Raw genomic sequence first — 20,380 nt, 5'->3', positions numbered from 1 at the left:
TTGAGGACCGCCTTCATGTACGTACGGAAACGCGACCGCAGCGCCATGTTGTGGGCGCGGTTCTTCATGGACTGACGGGCCCGTTTACGGGCAGAAGCAATATTCGCCAAAACTCTATCCCTCGCGTGATTCGCCGGGTTCTCTGAAAGGCGACAAAGCATACTCGGGACCCCGGTCAGGGTCAAGCTCGTCTTCGCCTGCAAGCAGGCTCCTGATATGGATCGCATCGCAACTATCTGTGCCAAAGGGTGTTTTTTGGCGCAGATCTTGGCCGATCCCGAAGACTTCATGGATTGCGATGCGATCCATGGGGTCTACGGGCGCGGTCGTGCAATGCTGTGGGAGCCTGCTTGCAGGCGAGCCGGGCCCGGGCGCCCCGGAATGGAATCCCGGAGCCTGTGCGTCTACATTGCAGGCATCACAACACAAGAAAGGAGCATGGAGATGAAATACCCCGCCGCCCGCAACAACGCCCTGGTCCCCGGCTTCGTGCTGGTGCTGCTGGCCCTGTTTGCCGCCAGCCTGGTCCTGGTCCCGCAGCAGGCGCGCGCCTTCGAGCCCGAGGCCAAGGTCGCCTACCACGCCGATTTCGCCGATCCGCGGCGCTTCTCGGCGATGCTCACCAGCATCAACAACATGGTCACCCATTACGAGCGCGAGTTCATCGAGGCGGATGTGCGGATCGTGTTCATGTCCCACGGCATCCGTTTCATCGCCGATGACGACCTCGAAGGCACCCCGTTCGAGGCCGACGAGGAATTGCTGGAGGAGCGTGAACGGCTGCAGAGCCGCCTGCGCACCCTGGCCAATACCTATGGTGTGCAGCTGGAGCTGTGCGACATCACCCGCGGTGACATCGGCCTTCCGGAAGAGGATCTGATGGATGGCGTGGATATCGAGCTGGTGCCCTCCGGCGTGGTGCGCCTGACCGAGCTGCAGAACGACGAAGGCTTCGCCTACCTGAAGATCGAGTAATCCTCCCTTCCTCCTGACGGCTGCCCGCGGTTCTCCGGGGCAGCCGTCGCCGGGCCTGGCGACGGGCGAGTCGGTTACACTCCGGTCCGCTCATTGTCTGTGTGGTGCCGGCTTCCGCATGAACCGACTGTTCCGATCCACCGCTGTGGTCAGCGGCATGACCATGATCTCCCGTATCATGGGCTATCTGCGCGACATGGTCCTGGCGGTGACCTTCGGGGCCAGCGCGGCCACCGACGCCTTCTTCGTCGCCTTCCGCATCCCCAATTTCCTGCGCCGGCTGTTCGCCGAGGGGGCCTTCAACCAGGCCTTCGTCCCGGTGTTTGCCGAATTCCGCGAGAAGCGCGGGCGCGAGGCCCTGCGCGATCTGCTGGACCATACCGCCGGGGCGCTGCTGGGCGCGGTGGCCATCGTCACGCTGCTGGGCATCCTCGCGGCCCCGGCCCTGATCTGGATCTTCGCCCCCGGGCTGGCGCAGGAGGCAGGGCGCCAGGACCTGGCGGCGGACATGCTGCGGATCACCTTCCCGTACCTGCTGTTCATCTCGCTGACCGCGATGGCGGCGGGCATCCTCAACAGCATCGGGCGCTTCGCGGTGCCGGCCTTCACCCCGGTATTTCTCAACCTGGCGCTGATCGCCGCCGCGCTGTGGCTGGCGCCGATGTTCGCCGAACCGGTGGTCGCGCTGGCCTGGGGGGTGTTCATCGCCGGGGCGCTGCAGCTGGCCTTCCAGATCCCGTTTTTGTGGCGCGCGGGGCTGCTGCCACGGCCGCGTTTCCGCCGGGCGCACGAGGGCGTGCGCCGGATCGTCAAGCTGATGCTGCCCGCGATCCTCGGGACCTCGGTGGTGCAGATCAACCTGCTGGTGGACACCCTGATCGCCTCGTTCCTGGTGGCGGGTTCGATCTCCTGGCTGTATTTCGGCGATCGCTTCGTCGAGCTGCCGCTGGCGCTGTTCGGCATCGCCATCGGTACGGTGATCCTTCCGCGCCTGGCGAAACAGTTCAACGAGGAGCGGCCCGAGGCCTTCGGCCGCACCCTGGACTGGGCCCTGCGCACGGCGATGCTGGTGGCCCTGCCGGCGATGGCCGGGCTGGTGGTGCTGGCGGTGCCGATCCTCGCGACGCTGATCCAGTATCAGGAGTTCACCCCGCACGACACCCACATGACCGCACTGGCGCTGGCCGCCTATTCGCTGGGGCTCCCGGGCTTCATCCTGATCAAGGTGCTCGCGCCGGGCTTCTTCGCCCGCCAGGACACGAAGACCCCGGTGCGCATCGCGATCATTGCCATGCTGTGGAACATGCTGCTCAACGGCCTGTTCGTGCTGCCGTGGTATCTGTCCGGGGTGCCGGGTGCGCATGCCGGGCTGGCGCTGGCGACCTCGGCCTCGGCCTATATCAACGCCGGGCTGCTGTATCGCGGGCTGGTGCGCGAGGGCATCTATCGCCCCGGGCCGGCCCTGCGGCGCCTGCGCTACGGGCTGCCCGTGGCCCTGGCGGTGATGGTGGCGGTCCTGGTGGTGCTGTCGCCGGCGCTGGACGCGTGGACGGACTGGTCGATCCCCGAGCGCGGGACGGCGCTGACCGGGCTGATCGCCGCCGGGGTGGCCAGTCTCGGGGTGACCCTGTGGCTGGCCGGCCTGCGTCCGCGGCATTTCCTGTTGCGCGAGGCCTGATCTCGCGGGGCACGCCGGGTTATACTTGCCGTTTTTCCTGGATACGGGGCAATGCGGCTGATTCGAGGGCTGGGCAGGTCCGACGGTGCGGATTCCGGGCTGGCCGCGGTGCGTGGCGCCGTGGTGACCATCGGCAACTTCGACGGTCTGCACTGCGGGCATCAGGCGGTGGTGGACCGCCTGCTGGCGGCCGCGCGCGAGCACGCCGCACCGTCGGTGCTGATGACCTTCGAACCGCTGCCGCGCGAATATTTCGCCGAGCATGCCGGGGCGCCCACGCCGCCGGGCCGGCTGCAGCGCCTGCGCGACCGTCTGGTGGCGCTGGACGGCCGCGGACTGGACGCCGCCTGGGTGCTGCGCTTCGATGCCCGCCTGGCGGGGCTGCCGGCGCGCGACTTCCTCGAGGAGGTCCTGTACCGGCGGCTGGGCGCGCGCCATGTGCTGGTGGGCGACGACTTCCGCTTCGGCCGCGGACGCGAGGGCGACAGCGCGCTGATGCGCGCCGAAGGGGAGCGGCTGGGCTTCAGCGTGGAGTCCACGCCCACGGTCAGCGATGCCGACGGGCGCATCAGCAGCACCCGGGTGCGCGCCGCCGCGCGCGAGGGCGGCTTCGACGAGGTGGCGCGGCTGCTGGGACGGCCGTACCGGCTGCACGGGCGGGTGGCGCATGGCGACCGCCTGGGGCGCACCATCGGCTTCCCCACGGCCAACGTGCGCCTCGGGCGCTGGCCGCTGGCGCTGCGCGGGGTGTATGCCGGCTGGCTGCACGGCGCGGGCGGCGAGCCGCTGGCCGCGGTGGCGAACATCGGCTGGCGGCCTACGGTGCAGGGCACCGAACAGCGCCTGGAGATCCATGTGCTGGACGCCGCCCCCGAACTCTACGGCGCGCGCGTGGCGTTCGAACCGCGCGCGCTGGTTCGCGGCGAACAGCGCTTCGACGGGCTGGATGCCCTCAAGGCGCAGATCGCGCGGGACGCCGACACGGCGCGTGAATGCCTGACAGGCGACGAACCGGGCCGCGTGCCCCGTACCGTCTGCTGACACCGGTCCAGATCGCCGAATTCCTCCAACTCCACAGCAACCGGCCCCGCGGGGCCCATCCGGAAGAGCCATGGCCAAGAAACAGGCACCGCCGAATCCCTACAAGGATACGCTCAACCTGCCGCAGACCGCGTTCCCCATGCGGGCGAACCTGGCAAAGCGCGAGCCGGAATGGCTGGAGCAGTGGCGCGCGGAGGATCGTTACCGCCGCCTGCGCGAGCACTGCGCCGGACGGCCGCGTTTCGTGCTGGCCGACGGCCCGCCGTACGCCAACGGCTCCATCCACGTGGGGCACGCGGTCAACAAGATCCTCAAGGACATCATCGTCAAGAGCCGCACGCTGGCGGGTTTCGATGCCCCGTACGTGCCCGGCTGGGACTGCCATGGCCTGCCGATCGAGCTGCAGGTGGAGCACAACATCGGCAAGCCCGGCCACGAGGTGGACGCCGCCGCGTTCCGCGAGGCCTGCCGTGCCTACGCCGCGGAACAGGTGGCCGGTCAGTCGGCCGACTTCCAGCGCCTGGGCGTGCTGGGCGACTGGGACCACCCGTACCTGACCATGGACTACCAGGTCGAGGCGGATACCGTGCGCGCGCTGGCGCGCATCTACGAACGCGGCCACGTGCAGATGGGCGAGAAGCCGGTGCACTGGTGCGTGGACTGCGGCTCCGCGCTGGCCGAAGCCGAGGTGGAGTACGAGGACAAGATCTCGCAGGCGATCGACGTGCGCTTCCGCGTGGTGGACGACGTGGATCTGGTGCGGCGTTTCTCCGGTGCGGATGCCGACGGCCCGGTGAGCGTGGTGATCTGGACCACCACGCCGTGGACCCTGCCGGCCAACCAGGCGGTGGCCGTGCACCCCGAGCTGGATTACGCGCTGGTGGAACTGGAACACGAGCGCCTGCTGCTGGCGGAAGAGCTGCTGGAGGACTGCCTGGGTCGCTACGATCTGGGCGAAGGCCGTGTGCTGGCCCGCGTGAAGGGTGCCGCGCTGGAAGGCCTGATGCTGCAGCACCCGTTCCTGGAGCGCGAAGTGCCGCTGATCCTCGGCGACCACGTGACCACCGAGGCCGGTACCGGCTGCGTGCATACCGCCCCCGGCCATGGTCAGGACGACTACGCCGTGGGCCTGCAGTACAACCTGCCGGTGGACAACCCGGTGGGCCCCGACGGGGTGTTCGTGGAGGGCACGCCGTATTTCGCAGGGCAGAACGTGCACCAGGCCAACGGCCACGTGATCGACGTGCTGCACGAGAAGGCCGCGCTGATCGTGGCGCGCAAGCTGCACCACAGCTACCCCCACTGCTGGCGGCACAAGACCCCCATCATCTTCCGCGCCACGCCGCAGTGGTTCATCAGCATGGACCGTGCGGAACTGCGCGCCGATGCCCTGCGCGCGATCGGCGCGACGCGCTGGATGCCCGACTGGGGCGAGGCGCGCATTCACGGCATGGTGGCCAACCGGCCCGACTGGTGCATCTCGCGTCAGCGCCACTGGGGCGTGCCCATCCCGTTCTTCCTCAACCGCAAAACCGGGCGCGTGCACCCGCGCACCCCGGAGCTCACCGAGCGGGTCGCCCGGCGCATCGAGGAGCAGGGCATCGAGGCCTGGTTCAGCCTGGACCCCGAAGAATTCCTCGGCGAGGAGGCCGCCGACTACGTCAAGCTCACCGATACCCTGGACGTATGGTTCGACTCCGGCGTGCTGCACAGCACGGTGGTGGAGAAGCGCCCCGAGCTGGGTGGCCTGCCGGCGGATCTGTTCCTCGAAGGTTCCGACCAGCACCGTGGCTGGTTCCAGTCCAGCCTGCTGACCAGCGTGGCCATGCGCGGCGAGGCGCCCTACCGCGGGGTGCTGACCCACGGCTTCACCGTGGACGAGAACGGCGAGAAGATGTCGAAGTCGCGCGGCAACGTGGTCGCGCCGCAGGAGGTGGTCTCCACCCTGGGGGCGGACATCCTGCGCCTGTGGGTGGCCGCGACCGATTTCGCCGGCGAGATGGCGATCTCCGACAACATCCTCGACCGCACAGCCGATGCCTATCGCCGCATCCGTAACACCATGCGCTTTCTGCTCGGCAACCTCAGCGGCTTCGACCCGCAGCAGCACGCCGTGCCGCTGGACGAGCTGCTGCCGCTGGACCGCTGGATCGTGGCGCGCGCGCTGCAGGTGCAGGAACAGGTCACCCGCTCGTACGACGAGTTCCTGTTCCACCCGATCTACCAGCGGGTGCACAACTTCTGCTCGGTGGAGCTGGGCAGCTTCTACCTCGACGTGATCAAGGACCGCCAGTACACCACGCCGGGGGATTCGCACGCGCGGCGTTCCGCGCAGACCGCGCTGTACCACGTGGCCGAGGCCCTGACCCGGTGGATCGCGCCGATCCTGACCTTCACCGCCGAGGAGATCTGGGAGCTGCTGCCGGGCGAACGCGCCGACTCGGTGCTGTTCGCCACCTGGTACGACGGCCTGGCCCCGCTGCCGGAGGATGTGACGTTCAGCAACGCCGACTGGGACCGCATCCTGGAGATGCGCACCCACGCCGCGCGCGCGCTGGAAACCGCCCGCAACGAGCAGCGCATCGGTGCCTCGCTGACCGCCGAGATCGACCTGCACGTACCCGCCGATGCCCCGGTGCGCGCCCCGCTGGAACGCCTGGGTGACGAGCTGCGGTTTGTGTTCATCACCTCGGAGGTGCGCCTGAGCACCGAGCCCGCCCCGGCCGATGCGCATGTCGCGACCCTGGAGGACGGCACCGCGATCGGCGTGGTGGTGCACCGCAGTGAACACGCCAAGTGCGTGCGCTGCTGGCACCTGCGTCCCGATGTGGGCGAGAACCCGGCGCATCCGGAACTGTGCGGGCGCTGCGTCACCAACGTGGAGGGGCCGGGCGAGACCCGGCGGTTCGCATGAGACTGCCGGGGCATTCCGGACTGGCGCCGGGGCTCGCCCTGGCCGCGGTGGTGCTGGTCCTGGACCAGATCACCAAGTTCTGGGCCGAGCGCGCGCTCACCCAGTTCGCCTCGGTGGAAGTGGCCCCGTTCTTCAACTTCACCCTGCTGTACAACCCGGGGGCCGCGTTCAGCCTGCTGGCAGATGCCGGCGGCTGGGGCCGCTGGCTGCTGTCCGGGATCGCGATCGCCGCCGGGGTGCTGATCACCGTCTGGCTGGCGCGTCTGCCGCGCAATGCCTGGCTGACCATCGCCTCGCTGGGGCTGATCGTGGGCGGGGCCATCGGCAACCTGGTGGACCGCCTGCGCATCGGCAAGGTGGTGGATTTTCTCGATTTCCACTGGGCCGGTTATCACTGGCCCGCATTCAACGTCGCCGACATGGCGATCACCGTGGGCGCGGTGCTGCTGATCGTGGCCGCCTTCACCGAAGGCGAGGCCACCCGCCGCGACTGAACCGCCCCACGCCCGCAAGCGAACTGGAGCAAAGATGACGACCGTAGTAAAAGAAAAGCGCGTACGCATGCACTACCGGCTGGTGCTGGAAAACGGCCTGGTGGTGGATTCCACCGGCGAGGAACCGACCGAGCTGGAGGTCGGCGCCGGCGAGATCCTGCCCGGGCTGGAAGACCTGCTGATCGGCCTGCAGCCGGGCGATCAGCGGGAATTTGCGATCGAGGCCGGGACCATGTTCCCTTGGCCCGAGAAAGAGGCTTTCCAGTCGGTGCCCCGCAACCAGTTCCCGCCCGAGGCGGAGCTGGCAGAGGGGCAGATCTACGAGTTCACCAGCCCGTCGGCCGAGGCCGTGCCCGGCCGCATCAGCGAATTGAGCGAGGAGACCGTGACCGTGGACTTCAACCACCCGCTGGCGGGCAAGAACTTCACCTTCGAGGTGGAGATCCTGGAAGTGCACCCGGCGGACGAGTGATCCGCGAGGAGAACAGGCCATGAACATGCAGGTCCGGCTCGCCAACCCGCGCGGCTTCTGCGCCGGCGTCGAACGCGCCATCGAGATCGTGGAACGCGCCCTGGAGATCCACGGCGCCCCGCTGTACGTGCGCCACGAGGTGGTGCACAACCGCCATGTGGTCGGGCGCCTGGAAGACGCCGGCGTGGTGTTCGTGGAGGAACTGGACGAAGTGCCGGACGGCAACGTGGTCATCTTCTCCGCGCACGGCGTGCCGCGCCGCGTGCAGGAAGAGGCCGAGCAACGCGGCCTGACCGTGTTCGACGCCACCTGCCCGCTGGTGACCAAGGTCCACCTCGAGGTCTCCAAGCATGCCCGCGAGGGGCGCGAAGTCGTCCTCATCGGGCATGCCGGCCACCCCGAGGTGGAGGGCACCCTGGGCCAGTTCGACACCTCGAACGGCGGGCGCATGATGCTGGTGGAAACCGTGGAAGACGTGGAACGCCTGGAGGTGAGCGAGCCCGACCGCCTCGCCTTCGTCAGCCAGACCACGCTGTCGATGGACGACACCGCCGACATCATCGATGCCCTCACCGCGCGCTTCCCCAACATCGAGGGGCCGCGCAAGATGGACATCTGCTACGCCACGCAGAACCGCCAGGACGCGGTGAAGACCCTCACCGACGACTGCGACCTGCTGCTGGTGGTCGGCTCGAAGAACAGCTCCAACTCCAACCGCCTCGCCGAGATCGGCGCGCGCGCCGGCGTGCCGTCGTATCTGGTGGACGGCGCCGCCGACATCGACCCCGCCTGGCTCGAAGGCCGCGACCGCATCGCCGTGACCGCCGGCGCCTCCGCCCCCGAACTGCTGGTGCAGGAAGTCATCGACTACCTGCGCGAGCGCGGCGTGAACGAGGTCAGCGAAGTCGCCGGCCAGGAAGAGACCATCACCTTCTCCATCCCCCCCGGCCTGCGCGACACCGCCTGACCCCCGCAGAAGCGGCCTTGGCCGCGAACTGTAGTTGTCCTAATCTGGGGCCTTTCGGAGTCGCTGCCGCGGTGCCCCATGCTTTCTCCCGAACAAACTTCGCAGCTCGAGCACCTCGCCAGAGAGCATGGCTGGGAGCTGCTGGTCCTGTTCGGCTCCACGGCGCGGGACGGCACCGGCCGCGACATCGACCTTGCCGTTCAGCCGGCGGAGATGCCGGGCCTGATGACCCAGGGCCGCTGGCAACGGCAACTGGAAGAGATCCTGGAACCCTGCCCGGTTGATCTGCTGGTTCTGAGCGAGGGCACTTCCCCGCTGACCCGGTTCGAGGTCTTCCGGGATGGCGTCTGCCTGTACGAAGCACAGGCCGGGCGCTTCCACGCCGAGCAGGACCGGGCCTTCTTCCTGCACGCCGACTCCGTACTCTTCCAGCAACTACGGTAGAGGGCACGGATGCCTCCTGATACCGATGCCGTGCCCGACGCCCTGGAGGTGTATTCCGCCTTTGCCAGCTGGGCCGGGGAGCGCGTCCGGTCGAGCCCGTAGTCATTCCTGCCGGGTATCGGTCTCCCGGGCGCCCCGGTGTACCCTGACCGCTTCAATCTCCCCGGAATATCTCGACCATGACCGAAACCACGCCCGCGCGCCACGACTTCCGCCTCAGCATCGTCTGCCCCGACCAGCACGGCATCGTGGCCCGGGTGGCCGAGGCCATTGCCGGCACCGATGGCTGGATCACCGAAGCCGCCCAGCACACCGATGCCGAGGCCGGCTGGTTCTTCATGCGCTGGGTCTTCGCCCTCGACCCCGTGCGCGAGGGCGAACTGCGCGACCGCCTGCTGCATCTGGGCGAAGACATGCGCATGGACTGGGTGCTGGCCGACTCGCGCAGCCGCCAGCGCGTGGTGCTCATGGTCAGCCGCGAAGGCCACTGCCTGAGCGACCTGCTCGCCCGCTGGCACGCCGGCGAGCTGCCCATGGACATCCCCGCCATCCTCTCCAACCACACCGACCACGAACCCCTGGCGCGCTGCTACGGCATCCCGTTCGAGCACATCCCCGTCCCGCGCGACGACCGCGCGACCGCCTTCGCCCAACTGCAGGAACGCCTCGACGACCTGCAGCCCGACACCGTGGTCCTCGCCCGCTACATGCAGATCCTCCCGCCGTGGATGTGCGAGCGCTACCCGCAGCGCATCATCAACATCCACCACAGCTTCCTGCCCTCGTTCTCCGGCGCGCGCCCCTACCACCAGGCGCACACCCGCGGGGTCAAGCTCATCGGCGCCACCAGCCACTACGTGACCGAAGAACTGGACGCCGGCCCCATCATCGAACAGGACGTCACCCGCGTACGCCACGACGACAGCGTGCAGGACATGATCCGCAAGGGCCGCGACGTGGAACGCTGGGTCCTCGCCCGCGGCCTGCGCTACCACCTCGAAGGCCGCGTGCTCACCCACGGCAACAAGACCGTCGTCTTCGACTGAGCGCCCATCCTCGCGTTGTTCATGAGTTCGTTTTGTTCAATAATATTGAACAAGCTTAATATTTGAACAGGCGCCCGGTCATGGATGGTTCACAGGAACAACGGCTTCTGGAACAGGCATGCGAATGCCTGGAAGGCGTGACCGGGCTGCGACCGCAGATCGAAGGTGCATCATCCCTTTACCTGCGGGTTGCCCCGGAACGCACCCAGCGGCGCTTCGAGGTCCACACCGTGCCCCGTCTCACCCCGGCCAGCGTGAGCTGGATCGCCGCCCGCCTCGAGCCCGAATACCCCGTACTGATCGTCAGCGAGTACGTGAATCCGCGCCTGGCCGAACGCCTGAAGAGCATGGATATCGGCTATCTGGACCTGGCTGGAAACGCCTACATCAATGCCCCGCCGGTGTACGTCTACGTCCGGGGCAACAAGCCGGTGGCCGGGGAGTCGGTGGACCGCGACCCGGCAGGCCGCGCCGCCTTCCAGAGCGCCGGCCTGCGTGTCGTCTTCGCCTTGCTGTGCGCCCCCCGTCTTCTCCACGCGACCTACCGCGAGATTGCCGATGCCGCCGGCGTCTCGCTGGGCAGTGCCAGCCGCAGTCTTCAGGCACTGCGCGACCAGGGCTTTCTCCTCGAAACGGGATCGCGAACCCGCCGTCTGCACAACCATCATGCCCTGATTCAACGGTGGACCCTCGCATACCCGGAACAACTGCGGCCCAGGACGTTACTCGGGCGTTACCGCGCCCCCGGGCCCAGGTGGTGGGAGGACGCCGACCTGGAATCGTACGGTGCCGTCTGGGGAGGGGAGGTCGCGGCCGCAAGGCTGACCGGATACCTGATCCCGGAGCGGGTTTCCATCCACACTCGCATGACCCCCAACCGGCTGATGGCCGCCTTCGGCCTGCGCAAGGATCCGGATGGAGACATCGAACTCCATCAGACCTTCTGGCCGCCGGAATGCCACACCGAAGGCCCGGACCTCGCGCCGCGACTGCTCGTCCATGCCGAACTCATGGCCAGCGGTGACGAACGCAACATTGAAACTGCAAGGATGCTGTATGAGCACGGTCTGGCTGGACGTCTCGAACCGGATTGACCCATTACTAGCCGAAGTGCTGGGTGAGGTGGAGAGCCTGGCCGCCGAGCTGGGTATCCCATTTGTAGTGGTCGGGGCCACCGCGCGGGACATGGTTCTCCATCATGGCTTTGGCCTCGAGGTCCGGCGCGCCACTCGGGACATCGATCTCGCGCTGGAGATCGCACACTGGGATACATTCCAGGGTCTCGAAAAAGGTCTCCTGGCCACTGGTCGTTTCCGCACGGATCGTGCCGCGCAGCGCCTGCTGTACATTGCTGCGCAACAACCTGTGCGGGTCGATCTTATCCCGTTTGGCGGGATCGAAAGGCCGGCTCATACCATCAGCTGGCCACCCGACCACGTGTTCCATCTGAATGTGCAGGGGTTCGCCGATGCTTCCAGGACAGCCCGCCTAGTGCGGGTCAGGAGCGACCCACCAACTGACACGCAATGCATCTCTCCAGCGGGTCTGGCCCTGCTCAAACTCATCGCCTGGGATGACGGCCGGCAGGATGGCCGTCGACGGCGCGACGCGGAAGACCTCCGGTATCTTGTCGAGACGTATCTGGATGCCGGCAATCGTGATCGGTTGTTCCGTGAATATGTCGGCCTGCTTGACCACGAAGACTTCGACTATCTGGAAGCCGGAGCGTACATTCTCGGAGGGGATCTGGCCTCGATCATGGCGCAGGCAACTCGGGCCAGTGTCATCAAAATCCTGGAACAGGAGACAGCACCGGACGGGCGGCTTCAGCTTGTCGGCGACATGGTCGCCAACCTGCCGCATGATCCTGCGGGCACCGCCAGCATTCTCAGACTGCTCGAAAAGATGCTTGTCGGCATCCGGGCTTCCGAGACCGGGACGCCCAACACCGAGTGAAATCGATGGTAGCGGCGACCTGGTCATCGGAGAGCGTGCTCGCACGGAGGCCGCCTTTTACCTCCCTATCCGGTCGGGCGACCGTATTCCGCTGCCACATCCTTGGCAGGGCGTGCTGCTCCACCCCGGGGCTTTGCGCGCTTTGTCTCCTCGTCACGGGAAAGATCGGCCAGAGTCTGCAAGTGCTCCTCCCCGATCTCCTGTCCTGCCAGCAACCGTTCGAGCAGGCTGGTTCCGTCCAGAACCGGCCGGCGCACCAGGCGTGCCGGGCGGGAAAGCGAATATCGCTGTGCCCGGCTGGCCAGTTGTTCCATCTCCTGCAGGCGGGGCCAAAACTCGGAGCGCGGCTCGGTTTCACCCTTAATCCAGGCGTAGATCGTGGGCCGCGAGACATCGAACGCCCGAGCAAGGCCGGTGATCGACAATCCCAGCGATTCGCGCAACGCGGCAAGGACCCGAGAAGCGTCCCGCGCTTCGTTCGCAATGGTGCCGGTCTCTCCCTGCAGCAATGGTGCGTATTCGGCCATCTCGCGAACGGGGGTAAAACGCGCCTTGGCCAAGGCATGGCGCAACGGCATGCTTGCTGACGGGCGACTCATGGGGTGGCTCCTCATGCGGGGGTGCGCTTTACATCGAACTGTACGCTCGGACCCGAGGCTTGTCAGCAACCCCGGATGCTATAGTCGTCCTGTACTCAGGGGACGGGCAGAGCATGGAATCCGCGGGTTACGCCAACATCCCGAAGGCCGAGGAGGCGCGGTCGCCGCGCGAGCGGGTGACCGGGCTGGCGCATGACGCCGCCGCCATCGTGCGCGAGGAATTCGGCGAGGATGCCCGGGTAATCTGGTTCGGCTCCTGGCCGCGTGGCACGGCGCGCTGGAACTCCGACATCGACCTGGCGATCGTGCCGGCCCGGGACGTTGCCATCAGCGACTGGGGCCGGCTGCGCGGCCGCATCGAGGACCTGCGGACGCTCTACACCTTCGATCTGGTCGATCTGACCGAGGCCAGCGACGAACTGCGCCGCGACGTCGAAGACCACGGACAGGCCCTCTGAGCAAAGCGGCCGAACAGCACTGCTCCCGGCTTCCCACCACCTGAAGGCAGCGCTCGGCACCTGAACCGCCGCTGAGCGTTACAGGACCGTGCGGCGGGCGAGGTGCAGGAGGCGGGCGGGCAGTTCGTAATCCAGTTCCCAGATGATGCTCATCGGCTTGCTCCCTTCATGCCGCTGGTAGCGCACCGGGCCGCAGAAGGTGAACGGTTGGCTCAGCCCGGTGGCGTCGCGCTTGGTCGGGCGTATGAACAGCATGGGGGTGTAGCCGAGCTGTTCGTGGTGGATGTAGCGCTGCCCCGTCTCCGAGGTGGGTGAGGTGCCGGACTGCGACTGCCAGTGGAACCGCCGCTCGTTGAGGGCATAGTCCTCGTACATGGTGGTGGGGGAGAACTCCCGCTCGGATTTCTCCAGGGTCACGAACAGCGCATCCACTCGCCGTTCCGGCACATGCCGCACGCCCTCCTGCTGAGAAATCGGCTTCTCCAGGCTCCCGAGCCCCAGCGCCAGCAGGATCTGCTCGCGGGTGTAGGACGCATGCAGTTCCAGCGGCCCGGTCTGCTCCGGGAAGGTGATGCCGCTGGCCGGCACCATGCGCTCGCGCCGCCAGGCAGCGACCTCCTGGAGGTCCCGGTAAAGCGGGCGCTGTTCGCGAACGAACCCGTCCACGGCGGCGAGATCCCCGCTGCCCGGGCGCTTCTTGCCCCAAAGCGTGCTGTGGATCAGGGCCAGCCGCAGCCGTTCTTCCTCGCTGAGCTGATCCACGTTCGCCGCGGATTCGGCCAGATGGCTTTGCAGGGTTTCCAGCAGCCGCTGGTCATCACAGCGGACCAGCCGTTGCAGCCCACGCTTGAGGCCGTTGGCATACGGCTGCAGTGCCTCGGTTGATTCCCCTCCGCAGTCCGCGCGCAGCCGTGAGGGCAGGTCCTTGCGCAGCAGGTCTTCGGCATCGTCCATATGCAGGCAGTCGAGCATCTTGGGCAGGCTGGCGGCGTCGATGTCCTCCTGGAAACAGCCCTTCAGCTCGCGCACGATCTGCGGGCGCTGGCGGTTGATCTGCGCGCGGATGTTGTCGAGGACCCGCTGGGTGGCTAACCGGTCGAGATGGATCAGGCAGCCACTGGGCAGCCAGGGGAAGCCCTCCTCGATCTGGTGATCCACCCGCTTCTCCGGCCGCGCGCTGAGTGCCCGGAACCGAGCGGCGTAGCGAAAGCGCCGGTGCTGCGGGGCCACGAAATCCAGCACCGTGAGGTGCGGCTTGCCTTCATGCAGCCGCAGCCCGCGCCCGAGTTGCTGCAGGTAGACCGTCAGGCTCTCGGTCGGGCGCAACAGCAACAGGGTGTCCACCTCGGGCAGATCCACGCCCTCGTTGTAGAGGTCCACGGTAAAGATGAAGCGGATGCGCCCCTCGCGCAGGTCGCGCTGCACCGATTCGCGCTCGTGGTCCGGGCTCTCGCCGGTCAGCACCGCGCTGGGCACCTGCCTGGCCGAAAAATGCTCCGCCATGAACCGCGCATGGGCGCGGCTGATGCAGAACCCCAGGCCCCGAACCGAGCCCAGGTCGGTCGCGTGTTCATGGGCCTGCCGCAACACCCAGTCGGCGCGCGCCCGGTTGCCGGTGAACACCCCTTCCAGTTCTTGGGCGTCATAGGCCCCGCGCTGCCAGCTCACCCGGCTGAGGTCCACGGACTCATGGTCGGCCACGCCGAAGTAATGGAACGGCACCAGCAGGCGACGCTCGATCGCATCCGGCAGACGGATCTCGTGGGTGTAACGCTGGCCAAAGTGCTCGCGGATGTCGTCGGCATCCGTGCGTTCCGGCGTCGCCGTCAGGCCCAGCAGGCACTTGGGTCGAACATGGTCCAGGATGCGTTGGTAGCTCCCGGCGCTACTGTGGTGCGCCTCATCCAGTACCACGTAATCGAAATGCGCCGGGTCGAGGCGATCGAGGTCCCGTGAATTCCAACTCGCCACCGTGCAGAACAGATGGCGGTCCTGACTCGGGCGCGCCCCGCCCACCAGCACGTCGCCAAACTCGTTGTCCTGCAGCACCTGACGGAAGCTCGCCATCGCCTGACGCAGGATCTCCTCGCGGTGCGCGATGAACAGCAACGACGGGCGCCCCTTGTCCGCCTGCTCGCGCGCAAACCGGCGATAGTCGAACGCCGCGATCATGGTCTTGCCGGTCCCGGTGGCGGCGATCACCAGATGGCGGTCGATCCCCGAACGGCGCTCGCGCTCGATGTCCTCCAGGATCTCCTGCTGGAAGGCATACGGCCGCAGGTCGAAGAATGTGGTGGCGTCTTTCTGCGCGGCTGGCCCTGCGCTGGATTCCGACTCCAGCGCCTGCTGCAGGCGAGGCAGGTCTTCCGCGGTTAGAGGCTCAAACTCGGCCGGGTCTGCCCAGTGCGCCTCGAACGAGGCCTGGATCTGGCGCCACATATGCGGCAGCTCGTATTCGCTGACCTTGGCCGTCCACTCCAGCCCCTCATCCATCGCCACGCGCGAGACATTCGCCGAGCCGATGTAGGCACTGCCAAACCCCGTGTTCCGATGGAACTGGTAGGCCTTGGCGTGCAGGCGTGTCCGATGCGTGTCGTACGAAACCCGAATCTCGGTGTTCGGCAGGCCCAGCAGAAACTCGATCGCCTTCAGATCCGTGGCCCCGAGGTACGAGGTCGTCGCGATTCGCAGCCTGGGCAAGCCATCGGCCGTCGGGGTCTCGGTAAAGCGCTTGAGCGTTTCGCGCAGGGCGCGAATCCCGCTCCATTTGATGAACGACACCAGCCAGTCCGCCCGCTCCGCACTCGCCAGTTCCTTCTCGATCTGCGTGACCAGGCTGGGTGTGCGATCGGATCCAGTAAGCAGGCTGGACAGCGCCAGCGGTATATCCGGCCGCGGTGTCTCCTGCTGCCCCACCTGGTCGGCGGTCGGAGAGCGCACCTCCAACAACTGCCGAAACGGCGGCTGCGGAAGGTCCTCCTCAATGCCCGATAGCGGATGCCCGGCCGCCGCCAGCGCGTCCGCCAGGATCTGCACGGCCCGGGTCCAGTCCTCATGCCCCTTCTCGCGCAGCTCGCCGGCCCGCCCCGCAAGCCGCTGGGCCAGTTCGGCGGCGAGGGTCATCGCCAGATCGTCACCCTCCAGCCCCTGGCTCCAGCGGGCGCGGTCCTCCAGCCCCAGAGCCTCCAGCGCCTGCCGCACCCGCGGCGTATCCAGCCGTTCATGCAGGCCGACCCATTCGGCCCCGGGCCGGGACTTGGCGGCGCTATCCCGGCTCATCCGGAACGTCCCGCAATAAAGGCTTCGAGCAACGGGATGTCCGCGGACGCCAGCTCGAGCCCGCGCGCCTCCAACGGCGACACCCAGCACCAGCGATCGTGCACCGTCAGCACCGGGCTCTCGTCGTCCGTCCACGCCCGCAGCGCCACCAACTCAAGGCACCCTTTACCCGGAATCGGCGTGCGCCCCATCTCTTCCCCGACCCGCAGCTCCAGCGCCAGCTCCTCGCGAAATTCCCGGCACAACGCGGCCTCCAGGCTCTCACCCGGTTCCGCCTTGCCACCGGGAAATTCCCAATACCCCGCCAGCGCCTGATCGGCCCCACGACGCGCCAGAAAGATCCGCCCCTGCGCGTCCTCCAGAATGCCGCAGACCACCACCGCCTGATTCGCTTCTATGAGCGTTTCCAACACCGGCTCTCCGTTAACCTCTGGCCGGATCGTACCAGGGAACGCCGCCACGGCTCCCGCCGGAAGCTGGTTTCTCGGGCCGCGCGTGGTGTCTCCGGACGTCCCGCCACACTGCGATAACGGTGGTATACCGATTCTGTATAGCACCGTGCTCTGTTCCGCCCGAGCTGCCGCCTTCCACGTCTCGCCCCGAATCAGTCCAACCCGCAAGCCTTTAAGGTCGGCCCCTGCGTCTCCCCTATGTTGGACCGGTGGGCCGGTGTAACCCTTTGACCAAGCGCCGAAAATCGTTCGTCCCAGCGCGTGGGTCGCCCTGCCACTCGACGCGACGTCGACTACCATGATCAAAGCATGGTTTACCTGTGGTGGTGTGCCACCGGGACGATAACGCCGGGATGATATGCAGAATCTGTATATCACCAATATGACAGATTCTGTCTAATCTACTGTTCGGTAAGGTAGAAATGGAGTGAGACCATGAATCAGCGAGAAGGCTATCCGCCGGCCCTTCAATTCAATGTGGAAGTAATTCGGACGGTGTTGGCTTCTGCGCAAGCGAAGCTGGACAGCTTGAAGCGGAAAAAGGACGAGTGTCAGAGGGAAGTTGAATACTTGAGGAGCGAAAAGGAAGTCCTTGAATCGGTAGGTGGATATCAGGCACGAGCAGAAGAACGCTCGATCTTCAATTACATCTGTGCCCGCAACGATGACTATCAGCTTCAGAACCCTTTTGAAGGATTAGACATAGATTGCATAAAGGAACGCCTGAAGGAAGTGAACAGCTTGCTTAGCCAAGCAACGGCGCATGCGGAGAAGCTAGAGAAAGGCATAGCTATAGCAAGCGCGGACATTGCTGTACTCGAAAAGGTGGGCTCCTTTCACTTCCGTAGCCGGATTGAGGAGTTTGCGGTCCGTGAATATGCTCATCCCTGACAGGGCTGGACAGTTATGCCGAACAACCGCTTTCAGCCGACGTCGGCGCTCGCGCGCCGTCGCGGCTGAAGCGGGCCGTTATACCGCCGAGGAGGCCATGTAGAGATGCCAGTCAACGAACGATGGAAGGTCGAGATCCCAGCGGGTTACCTGATCTTTGAGCGGGAGTTTTCAATTGCAGGCGTTCAGCACTACAAGGACAATTTCTTTAAGGCCGTCAAGAAAGGCAATGTGGAGTTCCGGATGCAAGCAGAACCTGGAAACCGACATGATCCCAATGCTATAGCGATACTGGCATCTCGCAAGTCTTTCTTTGGCCGCGTAGAGAAGAAAGTGGGGCATGTCCCGGCCGAGATAGCTTCACAGATAGCGGATGCAAAGGTCGGTGATAAGCTAGTTCTGAGGCCGAAGAAGCTATACATCAGTGACGACGGGTTTATTGATTTGAAGTTCGATATTCTGGGTCCGGAGCAGTTGTTCGAGCAATATTCAACGGTATAACCAGTCGGCCAACCGGACCGCATTTCCGCTGTCGCTCCAATGCGCCCGGTTACCTTATGCGTTAGGCAATTAAAGTAAGGAGCCATGATGAATGATGAGCTAGCCCGACTTATGGATCAGCTGGAACAGTCAAAAGAGAAAACTAGCGAGCATGCGATTTCCTCCAAGATCAATAAGGCTACAGAAGAAGATCAAAGCCCAGAAGCTATTGCCGAAAGACTTGCGTTTGGGTTTTGTGAGGATTACTTGGATAAACAGAATGGCTGGGGCACATATTATGGCCCGATGATGGTATGGGTTGGCGATGATGGTAAGGCCTACGAAAGCCCGAGTCTTTCCTTGGTTAACGACAACGTCCTTGAGCATTGGATAACCCGATCAAAAAATACCAAAAATCCGATAATGAAAGCCCGCTATTCCGGGCTTGTGTGGGATCTTTCAGAAGCTGCCATTGGCAGAAAGCCTGACTACAAAATTGCTATCGATTATGTAAATGCCCTTCTTGACGTCACCGATAACGATCTATGCGAACATCCAACTGAAACTATTACGAAAGTCACAAGAGCGTATAGAGTGGCTTCCGCTTTAAATAACTCTGATTTGATAAAAAAATGCATTGAGAGTGCCATTAACCTTGAAGACAGAATTGCAGAAGATGATAAGGCGGGCCTCTGGGGGTTTTGTTTCGATCTTTTCGTATTAGGTAAATGTAGGAGTTTGTCTGAAGCTCAAGAGGAAAAACTAATAGAGGATCTTGAGTCTCGATTGGAAAGAGTTTCTAAAGATTGCTCCCCTTGGGTTTGTGAGTCAGCAGGTATTCCGCTGGCCACCTATTATCGCAGCAAAGGAATGGACGCTGAGGTAACCAGAGTAGTTGATATTGTTGGACGTTGTTTTGAGGGTGCGTGTGAAGGTTTGGCAGCAATGCAGGCTTCATCTTGGCTTCAGCACGTACATGATCTCTATATCAGCTTTAACATGAAAGAGGGCGCGGAAAGAGTTTCAAAGAAAATTTCGGAGGTTGGTCCGGGAGTTGTGGAAAGCGTGCAGGAGTTTTCTCACAGCATGGAAATACCTAGAGAAAAGCTCGATGCCTATCTGGATTCTATGACGAGCGGAGGCCTTGAAAAGACCCTCCATAGGATTGCGATACAGTTTCTCCCTAAAAAGGATCAGGTGCAGCAACAAGTACTGGAACTGGCCAAGAATCACCCGCTAACCTATTTATTTACCAAAACTCTGCAAGACCATAAAGGTAGGCCTGTAGCAACTATTGGTAGCATTGAAAACGATTTAGAAGGAAACGTTATTCATCAGCTTTCCCAGAATATGGGTATTGACTCATTCTTTCTCAGGCATTCATTTAACAAAGCCTTAGAGGTTTATGGTATGAGTAAAGATGACGTAACGAGCTTTATTCTGAAGTCACCGATATTTGAAGATTCAAAAAAGGATATCGTGCAAAAAGGCGTAAAAGCTTATTTGGAAGAAGATTACATGTCCGCAATCCATATTCTGGTTCCCCAGGCAGAAGCTGCGATCAGAACACTAGTTGAGTTAATGGGTGGTGCAACGTTGAGAAGGAATCGGCAGGGTGGTTTGCAGTTGAGAACGTTTGATGACCTGCTCAGAGATGAGAGTGTTGAAAATTGTTTTGGTGCAGACACGTCTTTCTATTTCAGAATGCTGCTCACTGACCAAAGAGGGTGGAATGTGAGAAATGACGTATGCCATGGAATTAGCCCAGCGGGTGTATTTAATTATTCAACTGCAGACAGAGTTATGCATGTAATGCTTTGTCTGTCACAAGTGAGAGAGAGCAATGCCTAACAAAGTGCTGCTGTCGGACAAATTTTCCGCTACGCTCCAAATTTGCCGCAGAGCACGGCGTTATGCGGTCATTCTCCAGCTCTCTTGACACGCGTCACGTGACGCGCTACATTTTCTCCCATGATCAAATCATTCGCGGATAAACGAACTCAGGAGCTGTACTCCAATGGTAAGTCAAAGAAATTTCCTGCGGCTGTCGCACCGAGAGCCGCGAGAAAGCTTGAATACGTCAACCTGGCTGAACAGCTGGAGGATTTGAAGGTGCCGCCCGGTAATCGCCTTCACCCGCTATCGGGAAACAGGCAGGGGCAGCACGCAATTTCAATAAACGATCAGTGGCGCATCTGCTTTCGTTTTGAGGATGGTGATGCGTATGAGGTCGA

General features: G+C 64.1%; 20 protein-coding genes. 16 read left to right on the top strand and 4 right to left on the bottom strand.

Going from position 1 to position 20,380, the window contains the following annotated elements; all coding sequences use genetic code 11:
- On the bottom strand, positions 1-110 hold a 110-nt coding region (gene rpsT, locus F787_RS16590; RefSeq protein ID WP_196801933.1), incomplete at its 3' end, for a 30S ribosomal protein S20.
- Positions 111-444: 334 nt separating this feature from the next.
- Here rpsT and F787_RS0113025 point away from each other — a divergent pair.
- The 11 genes from F787_RS0113025 to F787_RS0112975 all read left to right on the top strand — a co-directional run bounded on the left by F787_RS0113025 (position 445) and on the right by F787_RS0112975 (position 11,987).
- On the top strand, positions 445-975 hold the full coding sequence (locus F787_RS0113025; RefSeq protein WP_028492472.1) for a DsrE family protein: 531 nt from the start codon (positions 445-447) through the stop codon (positions 973-975).
- Positions 976-1,093: 118 nt separating this feature from the next.
- On the top strand, positions 1,094-2,653 hold the full coding sequence (murJ, locus tag F787_RS0113020) for a murein biosynthesis integral membrane protein MurJ (protein WP_028492471.1): 1,560 nt from the start codon (positions 1,094-1,096) through the stop codon (positions 2,651-2,653).
- A 51-nt stretch (positions 2,654-2,704) separates the two neighbouring features.
- Positions 2,705-3,694 carry a bifunctional riboflavin kinase/FAD synthetase gene (gene ribF, locus F787_RS0113015; RefSeq protein ID WP_019588859.1) on the top strand — a complete coding sequence of 330 codons (990 nt, stop codon included), beginning with the start codon at positions 2,705-2,707 and terminating at the stop codon, positions 3,692-3,694.
- Positions 3,695-3,764: 70 nt separating this feature from the next.
- A complete protein-coding gene (ileS, locus tag F787_RS0113010; RefSeq protein ID WP_028492470.1) occupies positions 3,765-6,608 on the top strand; it encodes an isoleucine--tRNA ligase in 2,844 nt (947 codons plus the stop codon).
- Positions 6,605-7,102, top strand: a complete 498-nt coding sequence (gene lspA / locus F787_RS0113005) for a signal peptidase II (protein WP_018947177.1) — start codon at positions 6,605-6,607, stop codon at positions 7,100-7,102. Before ileS ends, lspA begins: the two co-directional genes overlap by 4 nt.
- Before the next feature lie 34 nt (positions 7,103-7,136).
- Positions 7,137-7,574 carry a peptidylprolyl isomerase gene (locus F787_RS0113000; RefSeq protein WP_018868985.1) on the top strand — a complete coding sequence of 146 codons (438 nt, stop codon included), beginning with the start codon at positions 7,137-7,139 and terminating at the stop codon, positions 7,572-7,574.
- A 19-nt stretch (positions 7,575-7,593) separates the two neighbouring features.
- Positions 7,594-8,541, top strand: coding sequence for a 4-hydroxy-3-methylbut-2-enyl diphosphate reductase (gene ispH, locus F787_RS0112995; protein WP_018868986.1), 948 nt, complete (start codon positions 7,594-7,596; stop codon positions 8,539-8,541).
- Between the two features lie 78 nt (positions 8,542-8,619).
- Entirely contained in the window at positions 8,620-8,985 is a 366-nt protein-coding gene (locus F787_RS0112990) for a nucleotidyltransferase family protein (RefSeq protein ID WP_028492469.1), read from the top strand.
- Between the two features lie 179 nt (positions 8,986-9,164).
- Positions 9,165-10,031 (top strand): formyltetrahydrofolate deformylase, encoded by an 867-nt coding sequence (purU, locus tag F787_RS0112985; RefSeq protein ID WP_028492468.1) that lies wholly within the window; start codon positions 9,165-9,167, stop codon positions 10,029-10,031.
- Positions 10,032-10,111: 80 nt separating this feature from the next.
- On the top strand, positions 10,112-11,125 hold the full coding sequence (locus F787_RS0112980) for a type IV toxin-antitoxin system AbiEi family antitoxin (RefSeq protein WP_028492467.1): 1,014 nt from the start codon (positions 10,112-10,114) through the stop codon (positions 11,123-11,125).
- On the top strand, positions 11,088-11,987 hold the full coding sequence (locus tag F787_RS0112975) for a nucleotidyl transferase AbiEii/AbiGii toxin family protein (RefSeq protein WP_028492466.1): 900 nt from the start codon (positions 11,088-11,090) through the stop codon (positions 11,985-11,987). The genes F787_RS0112980 and F787_RS0112975 overlap by 38 nt, the downstream gene beginning before the upstream one ends.
- 65 nt (positions 11,988-12,052) lie before the next feature.
- Here F787_RS0112975 and F787_RS0112970 read toward each other — a convergent pair whose 3' ends face one another.
- Positions 12,053-12,586 carry a helix-turn-helix transcriptional regulator gene (locus F787_RS0112970; protein ID WP_196801932.1) on the bottom strand — a complete coding sequence of 178 codons (534 nt, stop codon included), beginning with the start codon at positions 12,584-12,586 and terminating at the stop codon, positions 12,053-12,055.
- 113 nt (positions 12,587-12,699) lie between these two features.
- On the opposite strand from F787_RS0112970, the gene F787_RS0112965 reads away from it, so the two are divergent.
- Entirely contained in the window at positions 12,700-13,044 is a 345-nt protein-coding gene (locus F787_RS0112965) for a nucleotidyltransferase family protein (RefSeq protein WP_028492464.1), read from the top strand.
- Positions 13,045-13,122: 78 nt separating this feature from the next.
- Here F787_RS0112965 and F787_RS0112960 read toward each other — a convergent pair whose 3' ends face one another.
- Both F787_RS0112960 and F787_RS0112955 read right to left on the bottom strand, forming a co-directional pair.
- Positions 13,123-16,323: a DUF3427 domain-containing protein gene (locus F787_RS0112960; protein ID WP_028492463.1), complete on the bottom strand. Its 3,201-nt coding sequence runs from the start codon at positions 16,321-16,323 to the stop codon at positions 13,123-13,125.
- A complete protein-coding gene (locus tag F787_RS0112955; protein WP_028492462.1) occupies positions 16,320-16,736 on the bottom strand; it encodes a (deoxy)nucleoside triphosphate pyrophosphohydrolase in 417 nt (138 codons plus the stop codon). Before F787_RS0112955 ends, F787_RS0112960 begins: the two co-directional genes overlap by 4 nt.
- A gap of 474 nt (positions 16,737-17,210) precedes the next feature.
- Between F787_RS0112955 and F787_RS0112950 the strand changes: the two genes are divergently transcribed.
- The 4 genes from F787_RS0112950 to F787_RS16580 form a co-directional block, all read left to right on the top strand.
- Positions 17,211-17,666, top strand: coding sequence for a hypothetical protein (locus F787_RS0112950; protein WP_028492461.1), 456 nt, complete (start codon positions 17,211-17,213; stop codon positions 17,664-17,666).
- Positions 17,667-17,771: 105 nt separating this feature from the next.
- A complete protein-coding gene (locus tag F787_RS0112945) occupies positions 17,772-18,167 on the top strand; it encodes an HIRAN domain-containing protein (RefSeq protein WP_028492460.1) in 396 nt (131 codons plus the stop codon).
- A gap of 87 nt (positions 18,168-18,254) precedes the next feature.
- Entirely contained in the window at positions 18,255-19,997 is a 1,743-nt protein-coding gene (locus F787_RS16585) for a DUF4209 domain-containing protein (protein ID WP_196801931.1), read from the top strand.
- 120 nt (positions 19,998-20,117) lie between these two features.
- Positions 20,118-20,380, top strand: a 263-nt coding sequence (locus F787_RS16580; protein WP_081694143.1) for a type II toxin-antitoxin system RelE/ParE family toxin, incomplete at its 3' end; no start/stop codon positions are given.

Origin of the sequence: Thioalkalivibrio sp. ALE19, from assembly GCF_000428605.1 — a bacterium.
Classification (GTDB): domain Bacteria; phylum Pseudomonadota; class Gammaproteobacteria; order Ectothiorhodospirales; family Ectothiorhodospiraceae; genus Thioalkalivibrio.
This window is presented reverse-complemented; position numbering and strand designations above follow the sequence as displayed.

What these genes read in the sequence shown, in the direction of transcription:
- lspA (WP_018947177.1), top strand. Translation starts at nt 6,605, where the DNA reads ATGAGACTGCCGGGGCATTCCGGACTGGCGCCGGGGCTCGCCCTGGCC.
- F787_RS0112970 (WP_196801932.1), bottom strand. Translation starts at nt 12,586, where the DNA reads ATGAGTCGCCCGTCAGCAAGCATGCCGTTGCGCCATGCCTTGGCCAAG.
- ribF (WP_019588859.1), top strand. Translation starts at nt 2,705, where the DNA reads ATGCGGCTGATTCGAGGGCTGGGCAGGTCCGACGGTGCGGATTCCGGG.
- purU (WP_028492468.1), top strand. Translation starts at nt 9,165, where the DNA reads ATGACCGAAACCACGCCCGCGCGCCACGACTTCCGCCTCAGCATCGTC.
- F787_RS16585 (WP_196801931.1), top strand. Translation starts at nt 18,255, where the DNA reads ATGAATGATGAGCTAGCCCGACTTATGGATCAGCTGGAACAGTCAAAA.
- F787_RS0112945 (WP_028492460.1), top strand. Translation starts at nt 17,772, where the DNA reads ATGCCAGTCAACGAACGATGGAAGGTCGAGATCCCAGCGGGTTACCTG.
- F787_RS0113025 (WP_028492472.1), top strand. Translation starts at nt 445, where the DNA reads ATGAAATACCCCGCCGCCCGCAACAACGCCCTGGTCCCCGGCTTCGTG.
- F787_RS0112960 (WP_028492463.1), bottom strand. Translation starts at nt 16,323, where the DNA reads ATGAGCCGGGATAGCGCCGCCAAGTCCCGGCCCGGGGCCGAATGGGTC.
- F787_RS0112975 (WP_028492466.1), top strand. Translation starts at nt 11,088, where the DNA reads ATGAGCACGGTCTGGCTGGACGTCTCGAACCGGATTGACCCATTACTA.
- ileS (WP_028492470.1), top strand. Translation starts at nt 3,765, where the DNA reads ATGGCCAAGAAACAGGCACCGCCGAATCCCTACAAGGATACGCTCAAC.
- murJ (WP_028492471.1), top strand. Translation starts at nt 1,094, where the DNA reads ATGAACCGACTGTTCCGATCCACCGCTGTGGTCAGCGGCATGACCATG.
- F787_RS0112980 (WP_028492467.1), top strand. Translation starts at nt 10,112, where the DNA reads ATGGATGGTTCACAGGAACAACGGCTTCTGGAACAGGCATGCGAATGC.
- F787_RS0113000 (WP_018868985.1), top strand. Translation starts at nt 7,137, where the DNA reads ATGACGACCGTAGTAAAAGAAAAGCGCGTACGCATGCACTACCGGCTG.
- F787_RS0112950 (WP_028492461.1), top strand. Translation starts at nt 17,211, where the DNA reads ATGAATCAGCGAGAAGGCTATCCGCCGGCCCTTCAATTCAATGTGGAA.
- ispH (WP_018868986.1), top strand. Translation starts at nt 7,594, where the DNA reads ATGAACATGCAGGTCCGGCTCGCCAACCCGCGCGGCTTCTGCGCCGGC.
- F787_RS0112990 (WP_028492469.1), top strand. Translation starts at nt 8,620, where the DNA reads ATGCTTTCTCCCGAACAAACTTCGCAGCTCGAGCACCTCGCCAGAGAG.
- F787_RS0112965 (WP_028492464.1), top strand. Translation starts at nt 12,700, where the DNA reads ATGGAATCCGCGGGTTACGCCAACATCCCGAAGGCCGAGGAGGCGCGG.